Here is a 17,984-nt window from a genome sequence, read left to right on the forward strand (position 1 = left end):
TCGCGGGCGCAGGCGGCAGGGTCGTGGACCTGCCGACGTACGCCTTCCAGCGACAGCGTTACTGGCCCGAGGTCACCGCCGCGCAGCGGCGCGGCACCGCCGAATCCGTCGACGGTTGGCGCTACCGCGTGACCTGGGAATCGGTCACCGACGCCGCTGCTCCGGCCACCGTGCCGGGCCGCTGGCTCCTGCTCCACTCCGAGGGCGACGAAGCCGTGTTGGCGGGGATCGAGGAGTTCCTGCCCGGCATCGAGCGGGTGGCCTGCCCGCCGGACGCGGGCCGTGAGGGGCTGGCCGACCTGCTCAAAGCGTTCGCCGGTGCGGAGGATCTTGTCGGCGTCCTCTTCTGCCCGAACGAAGTGGCGGCGGCACTCGTGCTCGTCCAGGCCCTGGGGGACGCGGGCGTTCCGGCTCCGTTGTGGTTGCTGACGTCCGGGGCGGTGGCGGTCGATGCGGCCGGTGAGGCAGTTATCGATCCGGTCCAGGCGGCCGTGTGGGGTCTGGGCCGGGTGGCCGCCCTGGAGCATCCCGACCGCTGGGGCGGCCTGCTCGACATGCCCCGCTCTCCCGACCGGCGCACTCTGGCCCGGATCGCGGCCGTGCTCGCCTCGACGGGCGAGGACCAGGTCGCCGTCCGTGGTGGCCGTGTCTTCGCCCGCCGCCTGACCCCGGCCGCCCCCGGCGTGTCCGGGGGACCGCAGGGAAACTGGCGTGCCCCGCACCGGGTGCTGGTGACCGGCGGTACCGGCGCCCTGGGTGCGCGGGTGGCGCGCTGGCTGGCCGGGCACGGCAGCCGGGAACTGGTGCTGGTCAGCCGTCGCGGTCCCGAAGCCCCCGGTACGGCAGACTTGGCGACCGAGTTGGAGGACCTGGGCGCAAGCGTCACGGTGGTGGCCTGCGACCTGGCCGACCGGGAGGCGGTGGCCCGCCTGCTGGCCGACCACCCGGTGGACGGGATCATCCACGCCGCCGGTGTCCTCGACGACACCCTGCTCGCCGAGCTGACCCCCCGGCAGCTCACGCACGTCCTGCGGGCGAAGGCGGAGTCCGCCGCCCACCTGGACGAGCTGACCCGCGACCTCGAGCTCAGCGTGTTCGTGCTCTTCTCCTCGGTCGCCGGGGTGTGGGGCAGTGGCGGGCAGGCCGCCTATGCCGCGGCCAACGCCCACCTCGACGGGCTCGCCCAGGCCCGCCGGGCGGCGGGACTGCCCGCCACCTCCGTCGCCTGGGGCCCCTGGAACGGCGGCGGCATGGTCTCGCAGCAGGCGGCGGTGGAGCTGGAGCGCCGGGGCCTGCCGGCCATGGACCCGGACGCGGCCCTGCGAGCCCTGGCCCGGGCCCTGGAACTCGGCGACACGACCGTGGTCGTGGCCGACGTGGACTGGGAACGCTTCGTCCCGACCTTCACCAGCCGGCGCCCGAGCTCCCTGTTGTCGGCGCTGCCCGCCGTCTCCGGCGGGCGCCCGTCCGAGGACCGCGAGAGTCCCGGCACGCGGACGCCCGCACTCGTGGCCGGGCTGGCGGGCCGCTCCGCCGACGAGCGGAACCGGCTCCTCCTGGACCACGTGCGGGCGGCCGCGGCGCTCGCGCTGGGGTTCGGCGACGCCGCCGCCGTGGACGCCGGTCGCGCCTTCCGGGACATGGGCTTCGACTCCCTGACCGCCGTGGAACTGCGCAACCAGCTGTCCCACGACACCGGGCTGCCGTTGCCCACCACGCTGGTTTTCGACCATCCGACGCCGGCGGACCTCGCGCGGTTCCTGGACGGCGAACTGGCCGACGGCGAGCGGGCCGGCGCGACGCAGCTGCTGGCCGAGGTGGACGCGGCGGTGTCACGGATCCTCGAGTCCGATCCGGACCAGGATGTGAAGTCCCTGCTGCGGATACGGCTGCGGGCCCTGCTGGCGGACCTCGACGAGCCGGGGGAGACGGTAGCCGCCGAGGCCGTGTCGGTGACGGACCGCCTGGCAGAGGCCACCGACGAGGAACTGTTCGACTTCATCAGCCGGGAGTTGGACCAGTCATAACCGTGACGGGGCCTGGCACGAAGCCGGAGTCGGCTCGCCCCCCTCGGGGCCGAGCCGGCTCAGAACCGGCCTTCGGCCCAGAACCGGCCCCCGGCCCAAAACCGGCCCCCGCCCCCGAACCGCCCCCCGAACGCCCCGCCACACGGCAAGGGCCGTACCGCTCGTCGGCGGCACGGCCCTTGCCGGTGGTGCGGCAACCCATATGGAAACCGCTGTTTCGACTTTCCACTCTTTTGAAACAAAGTGCACTTCGGCCGGGTGGCCTCTGACGGACGCTGTTTGCGTTATTTGATGTACTCCGGCAGGACGCGCGGAGGCCAGTGGCCCACCGTGAACATGCCCATGGCGTGGGCGCGTGCCACGAGCGCGGCGCGGTTGGGGGCCTTGAGCTTCCGCAGCATCAGGCCGACGTGGTACTCCACGCCCTGGCGGCTCAGGTAGAGCCGCGCGGCCAGTTGCACCGTGGACGCGCCGCTCGCCACGCCCTCCAGGACCTGGGCGTCCAGCTTGCTGAGCATCCGTTCCCGGGGCCTGACCTGCTCGTCGTCCGCGCCGGGTGCACGGGTGTCCTCGTCCGGGCGGAGGAGGACGACGATGCCGGCGAGTTCGCCGGCCGTGTCCTTGACGGCGATACCGGTCAGTTCGCCCGAGAAGGCAAGGCCCGCGTCCCCACGGCCGATCACCCGCTCCGCGAAGCGGTTGCAGCGCCCCTCGGACAGGCGCTTGAAGTGCCGGTCCAGGATCACGGGTGAGCTCGGGTGGAGCAACTCGTAGAGACTGCGGCCGCACGTCTCGGCCGGAGTCCGGCCGAATTGGTGCGCGAAATCCGGCTCCGCGGCGGTAATGCTGATCTCAGGGGATACGTGAGCCGTGTAAGTGCGACGATGAAGTGCCGGGGCGTGCGACCTGCTGTCCATGATGTTCCTACGGGAGGCGGAAGGCAGATCGGCGACTGCCTGTCCTCTGCTGATCGGAGCGCCAGTGAATCTCGTGGTCACTGCGGACGTACCGTCTCTCTTTGTATGGGGGGTAGGGGGGTGGCACCGCTGATGCGGCCTCGATGAGGATGGTCCCAGTTCGCGGATGTCGGAGGTGTCGGTCGCTCGGGACCGCTCCAGATCGGCTGTCAATGAGGCTAAAAACGCGTGCAGGAGCGGTCAAGCAAACTTTTGCACGTCGGCAAAACACTGTGGTTCGGGGGTTCGGTGACCAGGCTCACACGGTCGCGAGCACTCTCCGGACCAGCGAGGACGTGTCCGGGTTCCGGGAAGGCTTTTCGTAGGGGCAACGGCGGGAAATCAATGAGAATTGAACCGTTCGGGCGCTCCTGCTGCCCGAATCGGACATGAAGCGTGCCCGTTTGCTGCCCGCTTCGGGCGGTGCCCGTTGCCGGTATCAGTGCCCTGAGGGCGTTCGGGAGTCGAGGTCCGCAAGCGCTTCCCGAAGATACGGGCGGCCGTCGATGCCGAGCTTTCGGTAACAGTTCGTCAGGTGTTTCTCGACCATACGGGAGGAGATCGACAGCTTGGTGGATATCTCCTGGTTGCTCATCCCGGCGGCGGCCAGGCGGGCGACTTTGTCCTCGGACGGGGTCAGTGACACCGCTTTCCGGGTGGAGTCGGCGCCCTGCTCACGGAGAATGCGAAGAATCTTTGTCTCCAGTTCGGAGGCGTTGCATTCGACGGCAAGGTCGCGAGCGCGGCGCAGTGCCTTTTCCCGCCGTGTGTGATCCGTTTCCGCACGTGTGCCCAGGGCGTGCAGGGCACGTCCCAGTTCGTAGCCGTTGGGGCCCTTTTCCAGCACGTCGACGGCTTCTTCGAGAAGCACGGCCCCGGCGCGTCCCGGGGTGACCCGGCCCTCGACGATCAGCGCGCGGCCCAGTGCGGTGGGGGCGCCCCAGGCGCGGGCCCGCTCGACCTCCGCCCGGGCGGCGGCGACGGCCTGTTCCGGGTCACCCAGGCGGTGGTGCATCAGGGCGACCGCGGACGACCAGGGGAGGACGGCGGGGTTGCGCCAGCCGATGCGCTCCATGTGCCGGCCTGCGACGCTGAAGTGGTCCAGGGCGGTGCGGAGTTCGCCCCGGCGGGCCGCGAGGGCGCCGCAGGCCATGTCGAGCAGGGCGGCCAGGAAGTGGTTGCGGTCGCTCAGCCGGTGCCGGATCAGGATGGTGTGGGCGAGCCCGGGTTCCCCGGTCTGCAGCGCCACCATGGCCAGGACGGCAGCGTAGAGGGCCGGCAGGCCGCTCATCTCCGGACCGGAGAGCGCGTCCTCGCCCAGGACGTCGGACCGGGCCGCGGTCAGGTCGCCCTCGGCGAGGGCGAGCAGTGCCTGCTCCGCGCGGATGACCGCCTGCTCGACGTGGTCACCGTAGCGCTCGGCGACCCGCCGGGCCTGCCGCAGCCAGCCCGCGGCGCCCTCCGTCCGTCCGGCCGCCGCCAGGACGTTGACGGCGAGCGGCAGTGCCGTGTGCACGTGGTCGGGGCACGGCTGCTCCTGCGTCAGCAACCGGGCGGCGAGGGCGGCGAGTTCGTCACCGGGCACTGTGTTGGTCACCATGGCGACATGGGCGAGCGCGCCGAGCAGTTCGCGTTCGCCCACGCTGCGCGCGGGCGGGTTCGGGCCCAGTGCGCGCAGCCGGTGCAGCGCCGACCGCTGCTGTGCGGGATCCTGGGCGCCCAGGAAGTGCTCCCGTGCCTCCAGCCGCAGCGCCAGTTCCCGGTCCAGGACGTCGGCCGAGTCGGACGAGGACACGGCGGCCAGGTCGGCCGAGACCCGCCGCAGCAGTTCGTCGACGCGGAAGGCGCACGGGTCGATCAGCAGGGGCCCCAGCCGCACCAGTGCCGCCGCCCGCTCCCGGACCGTCCCCAGCAACGGCACCGCCTCGGCGACATGGCGCTGCGAGGCCGCGGTGGCGAAACTGCGTTCCGCGTTCGCCAGGTCGATCAGCAGGCCCGCGCGGCTCGCCCCGACCGGCGCGGTGTCCAGCAGCGCCCGGCCCAGATAGCGGGCCGCGTCCCGCGGGGAGCCGCGCCGCAGGGCGCTGTCGGCGGCCCGGCGCAGGATCGCGACCGAGTCCCGGCCCCGCAGGGCGACCACCGACATCAGGTGCTCGGCGGCCTGCTCGGCGGGATGGCCGGTGCGGTGCAGCAGTTCCGCCGCCATGCCCCGCATCGCCGCGCGCTCCTCCAGCGGCAGCCCCTCCTCGAGCACGTCCCGCAGCATGCTGCCGACCCGGACGCGCCGCTCGGGGTCGTCGACGAGCCCGGCCGGCCGCAGCACGCGCAGGGCGTCGGCGTACCGGTGCGCGTCCACCTGGGCCAGGTCGGCCACCAGCGACGGTTCGGCGTGCGCGCCGAGCAGGGTCAGGGCGCACGCCGTGCGGCGGACGTAATCCGGCAGGGAGTGCAGGTAGCCCAGCAGGCGCCGCCGTACGTGCAGCGGGCGCAGGGCGGCGGCCGCGGCGGCGTCGCGGGCGGTGGGCCGCAGGCCGTGGAAGAGCGCGTCGTCGGCGACGGCGTGCAGCAGGAACGGGTTGCCGCCGCAGCGGTCCTGGCAGGCGCGCACGAACGCGGCGTCCGGGGTCTCCTCGAAGACGGCCTCGATCACCTGCCGCGTCCCGGCGGTGCTCAGCCCGTCCAGCTCCACCGTCCGGTCGCCCAGCGCCAGGACGTCGCGCACGCACGGGCGGGCGGTGCGCACGTCGCCCGCGGTCAGCGAGCACACCAGCAGTGTCCGCGGGCGGCGCGCGCGGGCCGTGCGCAGCAGCGCCCGCAGCGACTCGGAGTCCGACCAGTGCAGGTCGTCGACGACGATCAGCACGGTCCGGTCCCGGGCCATGCTGTCCACCAGGGCGTCGAACCACACCGCCGACTGCTGCACCCGCGCGGTGGGCCCGGGGGGCTCCGGGACGAAGCGGCCGCGCCCCGGCAGCGGCAGCCGTGCCTGCTCCGCCGCCTCCCGCAGCCACCGCTCGTGGTCGCCCCCGTCGGCCGGGGCCAGCACCGGCTCCAGGAGCTGACGCACGACGCCGAAGTCGAACTGCCGCTCCGTCGGCGCGGCCTGCGCCTCCAGCACCAGCGCCCCGCTGGCCCGGCCGAGGTCGGCCACGGCCCGTACGAACGCCGACTTGCCCCCTCCGAAGGGACCTTGAATTACCGTCAGAAAGCCTCTGTGACAAGCCTGTTGCAGAGCCTCGGCCACCACGGCCAGTTCGTGCTCGCGCTCCAGCAACATCGCTTCGCCCCTTCCGTTCCCGGGCTGCGCCGACTGGCCGGCGGCGGGACCCGGCCACTTGGTACGCGGTACCGGACCGTTGTGCGCGCTGCTGGGCCCGGGAAAGGGGCCCGGGCGCTCCTACTCGCGGGCGAGGTGGTGCGGAGGACCGGGCGGCCGGGACGGCCCGGAGGAGACGGTGGCGTGATCGTTTCGGTGATGAACCCCTCGCGCGCCGGGCGGCGCAGCACTTCGGCCAGGCCGGCGCCGGCACGCCGGCGGACGGGTGCGGGACGGGGTGCGGGGTCTGCCTTCGGTGCGGCGCGTGGATTCGTCCATGTCAGGCGTCCTGAGATGTTCTCACGTCGCTTCACGCGATGCTTTAAGTCTTGAGCAGAGAACATCACAGCCGGAGGTGTCCAGCAAGGGGGCGTGGTGCGACGGGTGGCTCAATCCGTCTGCCAGGAAGCGAAATTGTCGGCCGGGTCGCGACCGGTTGAGGTCATGTGCCCGGGTTCCTCCCCGCCGCTGCCGGGCGGCAGGGAGGCGTCCGTGCCGGTCAGCGCCGCGCGCAGCCCGCGCCGGCCGGTCAGGCCGAGTTTGCGGTAGACGCTGGTGAGATGGGTCTCGACCGTGCGCTGGGTGACGAAGAGCTCCTCGGCGATCTCCAGGTTGCTGCGGCCCTCGGCGGCCAGCCGGGCGACCTGCAGCTCGCTCCGGGTCAGCGCCGCCGGTCCGCGGGAGACGGGGCGCCGGGGCCGGGCGCCGGTGGCCAGCAGCGCCTGGCGGGCCTCGCCGTAGAGCGGGCCCGCGTCCAGGGCGTACGCCGTCTCCAGCGCCTGCCGCAGCACCTTGCGCGCGGCCTGGGTGTGCCCCAGGGCGTGCAGGGCCCGCCCCCGGGAGATCCGGACCCGCGTGAGGGCGAGGGCCGCCGGTGTGTCCGCCAGCACCGTCTCCGCCTCCTCCAGCAGCGGCAGCGCGCGCCGGCCGCCGTGCGCGACGGCCAGCAGTTCCAGGCCCGCGCCCAGCGCGCACGGCAGACCGCCGGAGCGCGCCGCCGCCACCGTCTCCTCGGCGAGGGCGCCGCAGGCCGCGGTGTCGCCCAGCGCGGCATGGGCCCGGCCCGCCCAGTACCACCAGGGCGACACCGCCGGGCTGAGGCGCTGCCAGGCCCGCTGCCGCTCGCCCGCCTCGGTCAGGTCGGCCAGCGCGGAACGAGCGTCACCCTCGGCCAGCCGCAGCCGGCCCCGGGCGGCGAGGTACTCGTTCCACTGCCAGCCGCTGCCCGGCCCGGGGACGGGGATCCGGTCGGCGAGGGCGGCCGCCCCGGCCTCCTCGCCCCGGTCCAGCAGGGCGTGCAGCCGCATGGCCGCGGCCAGTGCGTGATAGGAGCCCGTGTGCTCCGGCGGGGCGCCCTCCAGGGCGGTCGCCGAGGTGGCCAGTGCGCGGTCCACCGCGCCCTGCCGCTGGCAGGCGTCCGCCCACAGCGCCAGCAGCGCGGCGTACTGCATCTCGCCCGTGACGTCCGCCCTGCCGGCCAGCCGCCGGAAGGCGGCCTCGGCCTCGTCCGGGAGGTCGGCGTACAGAAGCACCACGGCGGCGGTGCCCAGGGCGCCCGGGGTGTCGGTGGGCGGTATGCCGCGCGCCAGGACGGTCCGCGCGGCGGCGACGGACTCGGCGACCCGGTCCAGCCGCGACGTGCGGATCACCGCGCGGACGGCGAGCAGGGCCCGCTCGCCCGGCGTGTCCCCCGGCAGGTCCAGGTCGAAGGAGGCCGTGTCGAGCAGTTGCCGGAACGCCTGGTGGTTGCCGTGCGAGGCGAGCACCAGATGCGCCTCCAGCAGCTGGGCGCCGGTCGGTTCCTCCCCGGCCTCGTCGGTCTCCTGCCGGTGGCACCGCACCAGCTCCCAGGCGCGCGGCACCCGCCCGGCCTGCACCAGCGCCCCCACCAGGGCGGTCAGGGCGGTCAGGCGCCGCTCCGGGTCCGTCAGCCGCGGCAGGGCCTGCATCAGGTGCTCGATGCCCTCCTCGGAACCCAGCCGTATCTGCGCCAGCCCCAGGTCGACCAGCAGTTCGGGGTCGGCGGCCGTGCCGGGGTCCTCGGGCAGGCAGCGCCGCAGCAGTTCCACGGCGTGCTCGTACGCCTCGCGCCGCACCGCCGCGCGGGCCGTCTCCCGCAGCACGGCGCGCGCCCAGGGCTCGACCGCGGGGGCGCCGGACCGCAGCAGGTGCTCGGCGACCTGCTCGGCCGGTGCCCCCCGGTCGTGCAGCAGGCGGGCCGCACGGCGGTGCGCGGAGGTGCGCTGCTGCTGCGACATGTCCGCGAGCACGGCCTTCCGCACCAGGCAGTGCGCGAAGGTCCACTCCGCGGTGCCCAACGGCGGCGTCACCAGGTGCAGGGCGGCCAGCGCCTGTACGGCCTGCGCGAACACCGCCGGGTCCACCAGCGCGAGCGCGGCGCACAGGTCGTCGGGCGCCCCCTCGCCGAGGACGGCCATGGCGCGCGCGGCGCGCAGCGTGGTGACCGGCTGCCGGCGCAGCATCTCCACCACCCGCCGGCCCAGCAGCGCGGTGTCCCGCGGGTGGGTGCGGGCCAGCTCCCCGGCGGTCGGCGGCCGGCCCTCCCGGTGCAGGGCGGCCAGCAGGCGGGTGACCAGCAGCGGGCTGCCGTTCGTCGCCGACAGACAGGCCCGCAGGAAGTCCTCGTCCGCGGTACTCCCGGTCACCCGGCGGGCGATCAGGCCGATGCCGCGCTCGGTCAGCGGACGGGGCCGCAGCACCTGGCACAGCGGCTGGGCGGCCAGCTCGTCCAGGGGCGCCACCTCGGTGCCGGGGCAGCGTGAGACGGCGAGCAGGACCGGCAGCCCGGCGAGCCGCCGCGCGGTGTGCGCGAGGAAGCGCAGTGAGGCGGGATCGGCGCTTTCGGCGTCGTCGACGACGAGGACCAGCGGGGCGGGCGCGCTCGCCCGGCGCACCACCCGGAACAGCTCGGTCAGGACGCCGTAGGGCAGGTCGGGGGCGATGACGTTGTCGCAGGACAGCAGGTTCGGGACGGGGCCGGCGGCCACGCCGCACCACGGTGCGTCCTTCTCCAGGACCGGCCCCAGCAGCCGGTGCAGCACGGCGAACGACGCCTCCCGCTCGGCCGGTTCGCAGCGCGCCTGCAGCACGCGCAGGCCCCGGGCGCGGGCACGTTCGGCCAGCGAGCGCAGCAGTGTGGTCTTGCCGATGCCGTCCGGCCCCTCCACCAGCACCAGCCCGGGCAGTCCGCCGGCCACCCGCTCCACCAGGTCGGAGAGCAGCGCGAGTTCGCGCTCGCGTTCCACGGGCTCCGCGTGGGCCGAGGAGGGCTCCGCGTGGCCCGATGGCGGCTCCGCGTGGACCGGCGGGGACTCCGCACGGGCCGGCGGCCGCGCCGCCCCTTCGGCGTCCTCGGCGTCGGACGAACCGGAACGGGTCATTGTCTCGTCTCCCCCCGAGACTGCGCGGCCGCCGCATCCGCCGGCTCCCCCTGCCGGCCGTGGCCCCTCCCGGTGCGGGCCGGGCCGGGCGGCTGCGCTGTTTTCCTGTGGTCGCCGCCCATCCTGGCCCAGGCCGGAGCGGTGTCCCCGCAGGAACACGCGATTGCCGGTGTCGTGCTCGTCACGTGCCGTGTTCGGAACCCGCCCCGCGCAGGGAGCCCGGGGCGCCGCCCCCGGCCGGCTCGGTGCGTCCCGTCACCCGGGCGTCACGTCTCGCCGGTTCCCCCCGCGCCCGGGACGACGTCGCCCTTCACGGCCACGGGCAGGCCGTGAAGGGCGACGTCACGCCGGGCCCCGAACTGGTCGGCGGCATCGCGCCGGAGCACGCGGGGCGCGGCCGGCGGGGAGGTCCCGGTCCCGGTGCGCGTGGTGCCCGCCGTCAGTCCCAGGCCACCGGCAGCCGGTCGACGCCGTAGTGCATGGCGCGGTCGCGCAGCGGGACCTCCTCGGCGGGCACGGCCAGCCGCAGCGTGGGGAACCGCTCGAACAGCCGGCGCAGGCCGATGCGCAGGGAGGCGCGGGCCAGGTGCTGGCCCAGGCACTGGTGCGCCCCGAACCCGAGGGCGAGGTGCCCGCGCGGGTTGCGGGTGACGTCGAGGCGGTCGGGGTCGTCGAAGACCTCCGGGTCCCGGTTGGCGGCGGGCAGGGCGAGGACGACCGTCTGCCCCGCCCGGATCGTCCGGCCGCCGATCTCGACGTCCTCCAACGCACAGCGACTGGAACCGAGCTGAGAGATCGTCAGGTAGCGCAGCAGTTCGTCGACCGCGCCGGACTCATACAACTCGGGCCGCTCTCGCAGCAGTTCGAGCTGGCCGGGGTGTTTGAGCAGCGCGAAGGTGCTCAGCGTGAGCATGTTCGGCGTGGTGTCGAGGGAGCCGCCCAGGGTGAGCACCGCGAGGTTGACCATCTCCTCCTCGGTCAGCTCCCCGGTGGCCGCGAGCCGGCCGAAGAAGTCGTCGCCGCGCTCCGCCATCCGCTCCCGCACGACCGGCCGGATCAGCGCGTCCATCGACTCGACGTGGTGGACGAACTCCTCCAGCGTGTACGTCAGCCGCATCAGCGCCGCGAAGTGCCCGGAGAATTCGGTCATCATCTCCTCGGGCACGTTCATCAGCGCGCACACCGTCCGCAGGCTCACCACCTCGGCGAACGCGGTCAGCAGGTCCGCGGGCGAGCCCTGCGCGGCCATCGCGTCCAGGGCGCCGTCGACGATGCGGGTGAGCTCCGGTTCGAACTGCTGGACGCGGCGGACCGTGAAGTGCCCGGCCAGCAGCTTGCGGTACTTCGTGTGCTCGGGAGCGTCCATCTTGGCGAACGACCCGGGCGGGGAGGGCTGCGGCGCGTACTCCGGGATCGGGAACGGCGGGGCGACGACGTGCGCGAGCAGCTCGTTGCGGTGGCTGAAGCGGTCGTCGGCGAGGATCTGCCGCACCAGGTCGTGGCGCGTCACCAGCCAGCCCGTCGGGTCCTTCGGGGCCACCTGGAAGGTGAGCGGGCTGACCGGTTCCCGCGCGCGCAGCCGGGCGTACTCGGCCGGCGGGTCGAACGGGCACCCGCCGCGCTCCGTCGGGATCACGGGGGGATCTGGTCTGGTCTTCATGGTCACTCCGTCGGTGTTCCGGCGGTGCGGGACGGCCGGGTGCGGCTGGGACGTGGGAGGGAGAGAGGAAGGGGAGGAGGGGAAGAAGGAGGGGGAGAGGAAGGGGAAGAGGGGGAGAGGGGGAGACGGCCTCGGCGGGGCGGGGCGAGGAGCCGGGGCGCGGTCAGGCGGATACGGCGCGCAGCGGCAGGTGCCGGGCGCCGAAGACGTTGGTGCCGTGGTAGGCGAGCGGGACGTCGCGGTCGACGCGGATCGAGGAGAAGCGGTCGAGCAGCGCGTTGAGCGCGATCCGGCCCTCCAGGCGGGCCAGCGGCGCCCCGATGCAGTAGTGGATGCCGTGGCCGAAGGCCGCCTGGCGGGCGTGGGAGCGGTCCGGGCGGAAGGCCGTGGGGTCCTCGAAGACCCGCTCGTCGCGGTTGGCCGACAGCAGCCACAGGTGCACGAGGGTGTTCTCGGCGAGCGTGGTGTCCCCCACCGCGGTCTCCCCGGTGGTGACGCGCTCGATGCGGGTGAACGGCGGCCGCAGCCGCAGCGTCTCCTCGATCACCGCCGGCACCAGCGACCGGTCGGAGCGCACCCGCGCGAACAGCCCGGGCTCCTCGTCCAGGCACAGCAGTACGTTGCCCAGCAGCACCGAGGTGGTGATGTGACCGGCCATCAGCAGCAGCGTCGCGAAGCTCGTGATGTCCTCGTCGGTCAGCCGCTCGCCGTCGAGTTCGGCCGCCACCAGGGTGCCCAGCAGGTCGTCGCGCGGCCGGGCGCGGCGCTCGTCGATGAAGGTCTGCAGGTAGGCTGCGATCGTCGTCGCCGTCTCCTCCAGGCGCCGCACGCTGTCCGGGTCCTCCGGGTCGGTGGTCAGCAACTGGTCCGCCCAGCCCTGGAACCGCTCCCGGTCGGCGGTCGGCACGCCCAGCATGCGGGCGATGACGGTGACCGGCAGGGGATTGGCGAACGCGTCCACCAGGTCGAAGCGGTCGGTGTCGACCGCGTCCAGGAGGCTGCCGGTCATCTCGGTGATCCACGGCTCCAGGCCCGCGATGAGCCCGGGCGTGAACGCCCGGCTGACCAGGCGGCGCATCCTGCCGTGCAGGGGCGGGTCGAGCAGCAGCAGCGTGCCGCGCGGCGCTTTGCGCCGGCCGCCGGACAGCCGGCCCACCGTGTCGGAGGAGAAGGTGCCGGGGTCGGCGAGGACCCGCTGCACGTCCGCGTGCCGGAAGAGGTGGACGGCGCCGGCGGCGTCGCGCCACACCGGCTGTTCCTCGCGCATGCGCGCGGCCCACGCCAGCAGGGTCGCCCCGCCGTCCGGCGCCACCGTCGGGGCCCGGTCCGGGTCGGGGCCCGCGGCCGTCTCCCGCGGTTCCGCCTGCGGTGACGGCGACCGGTCGAGCACATCCGAGGTGCCTTGCTGAGCCACCGGCGACTCCCCTTTCCGTACGGGCTCGGCGAAGGGTCCGGACGGTCCACGGCCCGCGACCCACCGTGTGCGGCCGGCCCGCGCGGCCGGCTGCCGCCACTCCAGCACGGGCCGCCCGCGCCGGACCAGCAGGGGGCGGCGCAGTCTAGGGATTCACCGAGATCCCGGGGAGCCGGGAGAATCCCGGGACCCCGGGCAGCCGGGGGTTCCAGGGATTCCGGGGGTCCGGAAGTCACGAGAATCACGAAAATCACGAGAATCACGAGAATCACGAGAATCACGAGAATCACGAGAATCACGGGGATCACGGGGAGCCGGGGTCCACGGGGACCCGGAGGTCCCGCAGTCGGCGCGCCGCCCGTCCGCCGGAGCCCGGGGCCGTTCGCCGAGCCCTGGGCCGTCCGCCGAACCCGGGGCGAAATCTCTGGAGGAAACCCCAGACAGTGCCGTGCCCGGACCGCGACGCGCCTGGTGGCGCAGCAAGATGAGCACGCCCCGGGCACCCCGGGGCCCGTACCGCAGCCGACCACTGCGCGGAAGCCGACCATTGCGCGGAGGGCTCGCATGGACGTCGCGATCGACCACGAACGGTGCATCGGAGCCGGCCAGTGCGTGCTGATCGCCCCCGAGGTCTTCGACCAGGGGGAGCACGACGGACTGGCCGTACTGCGAACCGGGCGGCCCGACGCCGCCCACCACCCGGCGGTGCGCGAGGCCCGGGAGGCCTGCCCCGTGGGCGCCATCGCGCTCTCGGGGAACTGACCCGCCCCCGCGGCAGCCGCCGCCCACCCCAGCCCCGACGGGAGGAAGCCATGCGCGTTCTGTTCGCCGGCCTGCCGGAGAAGTCCCACCTGTACACCATGGTGCCGCTCGCCTGGGCCCTCGCGGCCGCCGGGCACGACGTGCTGATGGCCGTCCCGCCGGCCCTCACCCCGGTCGTCACCGGCGCCGGCCTGACCGCCGCCCCCGTCGGCAGCGACCACGACCTGCACCGGGACATGTCCCGCGCCCGGGACTCGCAGGACGCCGACGTCGCCAACTGGAGCCACCTCGGCTACGGGCAGGTCGACTGGCCCTCCCTGCTGGAGCGCTACCGGATCAGCGTGCCGTGGGGCTTCGCCCGCTACAACGAGCCGGTCATGGACGACCTGGTCGCCCTCGCCCGCCACTGGCGGCCCGACCTCGTCCTGCGAGACCCCCTCGCCTACGCGGGCGCGGTCGCGGCCCGGGCCTGCGGTGCCGCGCACGGCCGCCTGCTGTGGTGCGCCGACGTCTACGGGCAGGCCCGCTCCACCTTCGCCGAACTCGCCCGCGACATCCCCGAGGAGGAGCGCGCCGACCCGCTCGCCGAGTGGATCGACGAGCGCGCCCGGGCCTACGGCGTGCGGTGCGACGAGGAGCTGCTGAACGGCGGGTTCACCCTCGACACCCTGCCGCCCAGCCTGCGCCCGCCCACCACGCTGGAGGTACTGGACCTGCGCTACGTCCCGTACAACGGCCCCGCCGTCCAATGGGACTGGCTGCGCGAGGAACCCAAGAGCCCCCGCGTCTGCGTCACCCTCGGCACCACCAACACCGAGGCCTACGGCGGGGACTACGTGCCCGTCGAGGACATCCTGCGGGCCCTGGGCGGACTCGACGTCGACGTGGTCGCCGCGCTGGTGCCCGAACAGGCCGACGCGCTCGGGGATCTGCCGGACAACGTCCGCGCGGTCGGCGGGGTCGCCCTCGCCACCCTGCTGCCCACCTGCTCGGCCGTCGTGCACCACGGCGGCTGGGGCACCTTCTCCACGGCGCTCGTCAACGCCGTCCCCCAACTCGCCCTGTCCACCTACGTCGCCGACCAGGAACTGCGCGGGCGGGCCCTGCAGGACGCGGGCGCGGGCCTGTTCCTGCACCACAGCGAGGTCACCCCCGAGGGAGTCGCCGAGCGGACCCGGCGGCTGCTGGAGGAGCCCGGGTTCGCCGCGGCCGCCCGCCGGCTGCGCGAGGAGTCGGCCGCGCTGCCCAGCCCGCACGAGCTGGTGCCGCGCCTGGAACGCCTGGCCGCCGCCCGCTGACGGCGGGCGGCCGGCCCGGACCCGTACCGCGCACCCGGGCGGCACCGCGGTACGCCCGCGGAAAGCCCCAAGCCCCATCCGCGGAAAGCCCCGAGCCCCCATACGCGACGGGCCCGCGGAAGACCCGCGAAAGCCCCCACGGAACCCCCGGAAGAGACCGGGACACGCCGAGAAAGACCGAGACGAGAAAGACCGAGAAGGCCGAGAAAGGAGGACGGCGCCCCGCGCCCCGCCGGGACCGCCCGGCGCCGCACCCCTGATGAGTCAGACGCGCATCCTGGTGACCGGCGGTGCCGGCTTCATCGGTTCCCACTACGTCCGCACCCTGCTCGGCCCGCAGGGCCCGGGCGACGTGTCCGTCACCGTCCTGGACGCCTTCACCTACGCGGCCAACCCGGCCAGCCTGGACGAGGTCCAGGACCACCCGGGCTTCCGGCTGGTGGTGGGCGACATCTGCGACGCGCGGCTCGTCGACGGCCTCATGGCCGAGCACGACCATGTCGTCCACTTCGCCGCCGAGTCCCACGTGGACCGCTCGCTGGTCGACGCCGGCGACTTCGTGCGCACCAACGTGCTCGGCACCCAGGTGCTGCTCGACGCGGCGCTGCGCCACGGCGTCGGGACCTTCGTGCACGTCTCCACCGACGAGGTCTACGGCTCCATCCCCACCGGCTCCTGCACCGAGGAGCAGCCCCTCGACCCCAACTCGCCCTACGCCGCCTCCAAGGCCGCCAGTGACCTGCTCGCCCTGGTGTACCACCGCTCGCACGGCCTGGACGTCCGCGTCACCCGCTGCTCCAACAACTACGGGCACCACCAGTACCCCGAGAAGATCATCCCCCTGTTCGTCACCCGCCTGCTCGACGGCCACAAGGTCCCGCTGTACGGCGACGGACTGCACGTACGGGACTGGCTGCACGTCGACGACCACGTCCGCGCCGTGGAGCTGGTGCGCACCCGCGGCCGGGCGGGCGAGGTGTACAACATCGGCGGCGGCAGCGAACTGACGAACCGCCAGCTCACCCAGTTGCTGCTGGACGCCTGCGGCGCGGACTGGGACCGCGTCGAGTACGTCACCGACCGCAAGGGCCACGACCGCCGCTACTCGGTCGACTGGACCAAGGCGCGCACCGAACTCGGCTACACGCCCCGGCGGACGCTGGCCGAGGGCCTCGCCGAGACCGTCGCCTGGTACCGGGAGCACCGCGCCTGGTGGCAGAACGCCCGCACCGCGCCCGCCCCGGCGGCCGCGGCGACCGCCGGGACGGCGCCGTGCTGACCTGGCGCACGCTCGGCCTGCTGGAGGTGGTGCGCGACGGCCGCCCGGTCACGCCCACCGCGCCCAAGACGCGGCAGGTCCTCGCCCTGCTCCTGGCCCGCCGCAACACCCTGGTCCCGCTGCCGGTGATCGTCGCCGAGCTGTGGGACCACGCCCCGCCGCGCAGCGCCACCGGCACCGTGCAGACGTACGTGTACCAGCTGCGCAGGCTGCTGCAGAGCGACGCCGACACGGCCGCCGGGACGGGCCCCCTCGTCACCGGCGCCGCCGGCTACCTGCTGCGGGTGGGGACGGGCGAGTACGACACCGCGGAGTTCGAGCGGCTCACCGCCGAGGCGCGCGCCGCGTTCGACGCGGGCGAGGAGCGGGCCGCGGCCGACCTGCTCGATGCGGCCCTGGCCCGCTGGGGCGGCCCGCCCTTCGCCGACGTGACCCGGGGGCCCTGCCTGCGGGCGCACGCGCTGCGCCTGGAGGAGCTGCACCTGCACGCCCTGGAGCTGCGCATCGCCGTCGGCCTGCGGCTGGGCCGGCACCGGGAACTCGTCGGCGAGCTGAAGGAACTGGCGTGCGCGCATCCGCTGCACGAGTGGTTCCAGGGCGGCCTCATCATCGCCCTGGAGCGCTCCGGCCGCCGCAGCGAGGCCCTCCAGGTCTACCAGCGCCTGCGCGACCTGCTGCGCGAGGAACTCGGCCTGGACCCCTCGCCGGGCCTGCAGCGGATCCGCCAGCACGTCCTGACCGACCGCGTCACCGCGGCCGACCTCGACCTGCTGCCGGGCTGACCCCCGCGTCCGTTCTCGCCGCCGCCGGTTCCCCGGGACGCGGGGTGCGGGCGCGGGGCTCACGGGCGACCGCCGCCGGCCCCGCCTCCCTCCCCGTGTCCGTCACACCCCTCCTCCGCGGCCGCCGCCCACAGGTCCCGCACCATGTCCTCGGGCGTGCGCCGGGGCGTCCAGCCGAGCAGCTCGCGGGCGACGGACACGTCCACGCCCATCCAGGTCTGCTCGCCCACCGGCCGCACGGCGTCGCCGGTGCCCTCCACCAGGCGGGCGCGGCGGCCGCTGAGGGAGATCAGCAGATCGACCATGGTGCGCACGTGCTGGGAGCGGCCGCTGCCGATGTTGACGACCCGGCCGACGGCCCGGCGGGAGCGCATCGCGGCCACCACCGCCTCCGACACGTCCCGGGCGTCGACGAAGTCGCGGCTGCTGCGCAGCGGCGCCACCCGCACCTCCGCGTCCTCGTCCTCTTGGGCGGCGAGCAGTTGCCGGGCCACCCGGCCCAGCAGGCTGGCCGGCGGCGTGCCGGCGCCGATGACGTTCGACAGCCGCAGCACCACGGCCTCGACGCGCCCCTCCTCGGCCGCCCGCAGCACGGCCCGCGTGCCGTACAGCTTCGAGCGGCCGTACTCCGTGCGCGGCCCGGTCGGCGAGCTCTCCACCAGGGCCACCCCCGGCGGCTGCGGCGCGTACTCGTGCACGGAGCCGAGGTGGACCAGCAGCGGCCGATGCGCCGACGCGGTCAGTGCCGCCAGCAGCCGCTCCACCAGCAGCTGGTTGCCGCGCCGCATGTCGCCCGCCGACGTCGACCAGACCGCGCCGGCCGCGTTGACCACGGCCAGCGGCCGCTCCGCGGCGAGCAGCCGGGTCAGCGCCCCGGGACCCTCCTCGACGACGTCCATCGGGCAGAAGCGCCAGGAGGCCGGGATCTTCACCGGGCGGCGGGCCACCGCCAGCACCTCGTGGCCGGCCGCCTCCAGCGCGGCGCCGACGTGCCGGCCGACGAAACCGGTCGCGCCGAGGACGACGACGCGGCCGGTGCGCGCCCGCGGCCGTCCGGGACGTCCCTGCGTACCGAGCGCCGTCATGCCG

At 74.6% G+C, this 17,984-nt stretch carries 11 protein-coding genes; 5 read left to right on the plus strand and 6 right to left on the minus strand.

The genetic code is table 11. The annotated features are described in order from the left end of the window. Nucleotides 1–2,027: type I polyketide synthase (locus IE225_RS30955; protein ID WP_229880178.1), on the plus strand; the 2,027-nt coding region annotated here is incomplete at its 5' end. Between the two features lie 284 nt (nt 2,028–2,311). On the opposite strand, the gene IE225_RS30960 is transcribed toward IE225_RS30955, so the two are convergent. From IE225_RS30960 to IE225_RS30980, 5 genes are all read right to left on the minus strand, one after another. Beyond that, a complete protein-coding gene (locus IE225_RS30960; protein ID WP_190060979.1) occupies nt 2,312–2,944 on the minus strand; it encodes a LuxR C-terminal-related transcriptional regulator in 633 nt (210 codons plus the stop codon). Between the two features lie 478 nt (nt 2,945–3,422). Then, on the minus strand, nt 3,423–6,260 hold the full coding sequence (locus IE225_RS30965; RefSeq protein ID WP_190060980.1) for a helix-turn-helix transcriptional regulator: 2,838 nt from the start codon (nt 6,258–6,260) through the stop codon (nt 3,423–3,425). A gap of 428 nt (nt 6,261–6,688) precedes the next feature. After that, nucleotides 6,689–9,700: an ATP-binding protein gene (locus IE225_RS30970; RefSeq protein ID WP_190060981.1), complete on the minus strand. Its 3,012-nt coding sequence runs from the start codon at nt 9,698–9,700 to the stop codon at nt 6,689–6,691. Between the two features lie 439 nt (nt 9,701–10,139). Continuing rightward, nucleotides 10,140–11,360: a cytochrome P450 gene (locus IE225_RS30975; protein ID WP_190060982.1), complete on the minus strand. Its 1,221-nt coding sequence runs from the start codon at nt 11,358–11,360 to the stop codon at nt 10,140–10,142. Nucleotides 11,361–11,523: 163 nt separating this feature from the next. Beyond that, on the minus strand, nt 11,524–12,774 hold the full coding sequence (locus IE225_RS30980) for a cytochrome P450 (protein WP_229880179.1): 1,251 nt from the start codon (nt 12,772–12,774) through the stop codon (nt 11,524–11,526). A 564-nt stretch (nt 12,775–13,338) separates the two neighbouring features. On the opposite strand from IE225_RS30980, the gene IE225_RS30985 reads away from it, so the two are divergent. The 4 genes from IE225_RS30985 (at nt 13,339) to IE225_RS31000 (ending at nt 16,895) form a co-directional block, all read left to right on the plus strand. After that, complete coding sequence (locus tag IE225_RS30985) at nt 13,339–13,536, plus strand: ferredoxin (protein WP_190060983.1); 198 nt, start codon at nt 13,339–13,341, stop codon at nt 13,534–13,536. A 50-nt stretch (nt 13,537–13,586) separates the two neighbouring features. Then, complete coding sequence (locus IE225_RS30990; RefSeq protein ID WP_190060984.1) at nt 13,587–14,834, plus strand: activator-dependent family glycosyltransferase; 1,248 nt, start codon at nt 13,587–13,589, stop codon at nt 14,832–14,834. Nucleotides 14,835–15,093: 259 nt separating this feature from the next. Further along, nucleotides 15,094–16,113: a dTDP-glucose 4,6-dehydratase gene (gene rfbB, locus IE225_RS30995; protein ID WP_190060985.1), complete on the plus strand. Its 1,020-nt coding sequence runs from the start codon at nt 15,094–15,096 to the stop codon at nt 16,111–16,113. Continuing rightward, a complete protein-coding gene (locus tag IE225_RS31000; protein ID WP_229880180.1) occupies nt 16,047–16,895 on the plus strand; it encodes an AfsR/SARP family transcriptional regulator in 849 nt (282 codons plus the stop codon). Before rfbB ends, IE225_RS31000 begins: the two co-directional genes overlap by 67 nt. Before the next feature lie 59 nt (nt 16,896–16,954). Here IE225_RS31000 and IE225_RS31005 read toward each other — a convergent pair whose 3' ends face one another. Then, on the minus strand, nt 16,955–17,980 hold the full coding sequence (locus IE225_RS31005; protein WP_190060986.1) for an NAD-dependent epimerase/dehydratase family protein: 1,026 nt from the start codon (nt 17,978–17,980) through the stop codon (nt 16,955–16,957). Nucleotides 17,981–17,984: the final 4 nt, after the last annotated feature.

Source organism: Streptomyces echinoruber, from assembly GCF_014651135.1.
GTDB lineage: Bacteria > Actinomycetota > Actinomycetes > Streptomycetales > Streptomycetaceae > Streptomyces > Streptomyces echinoruber.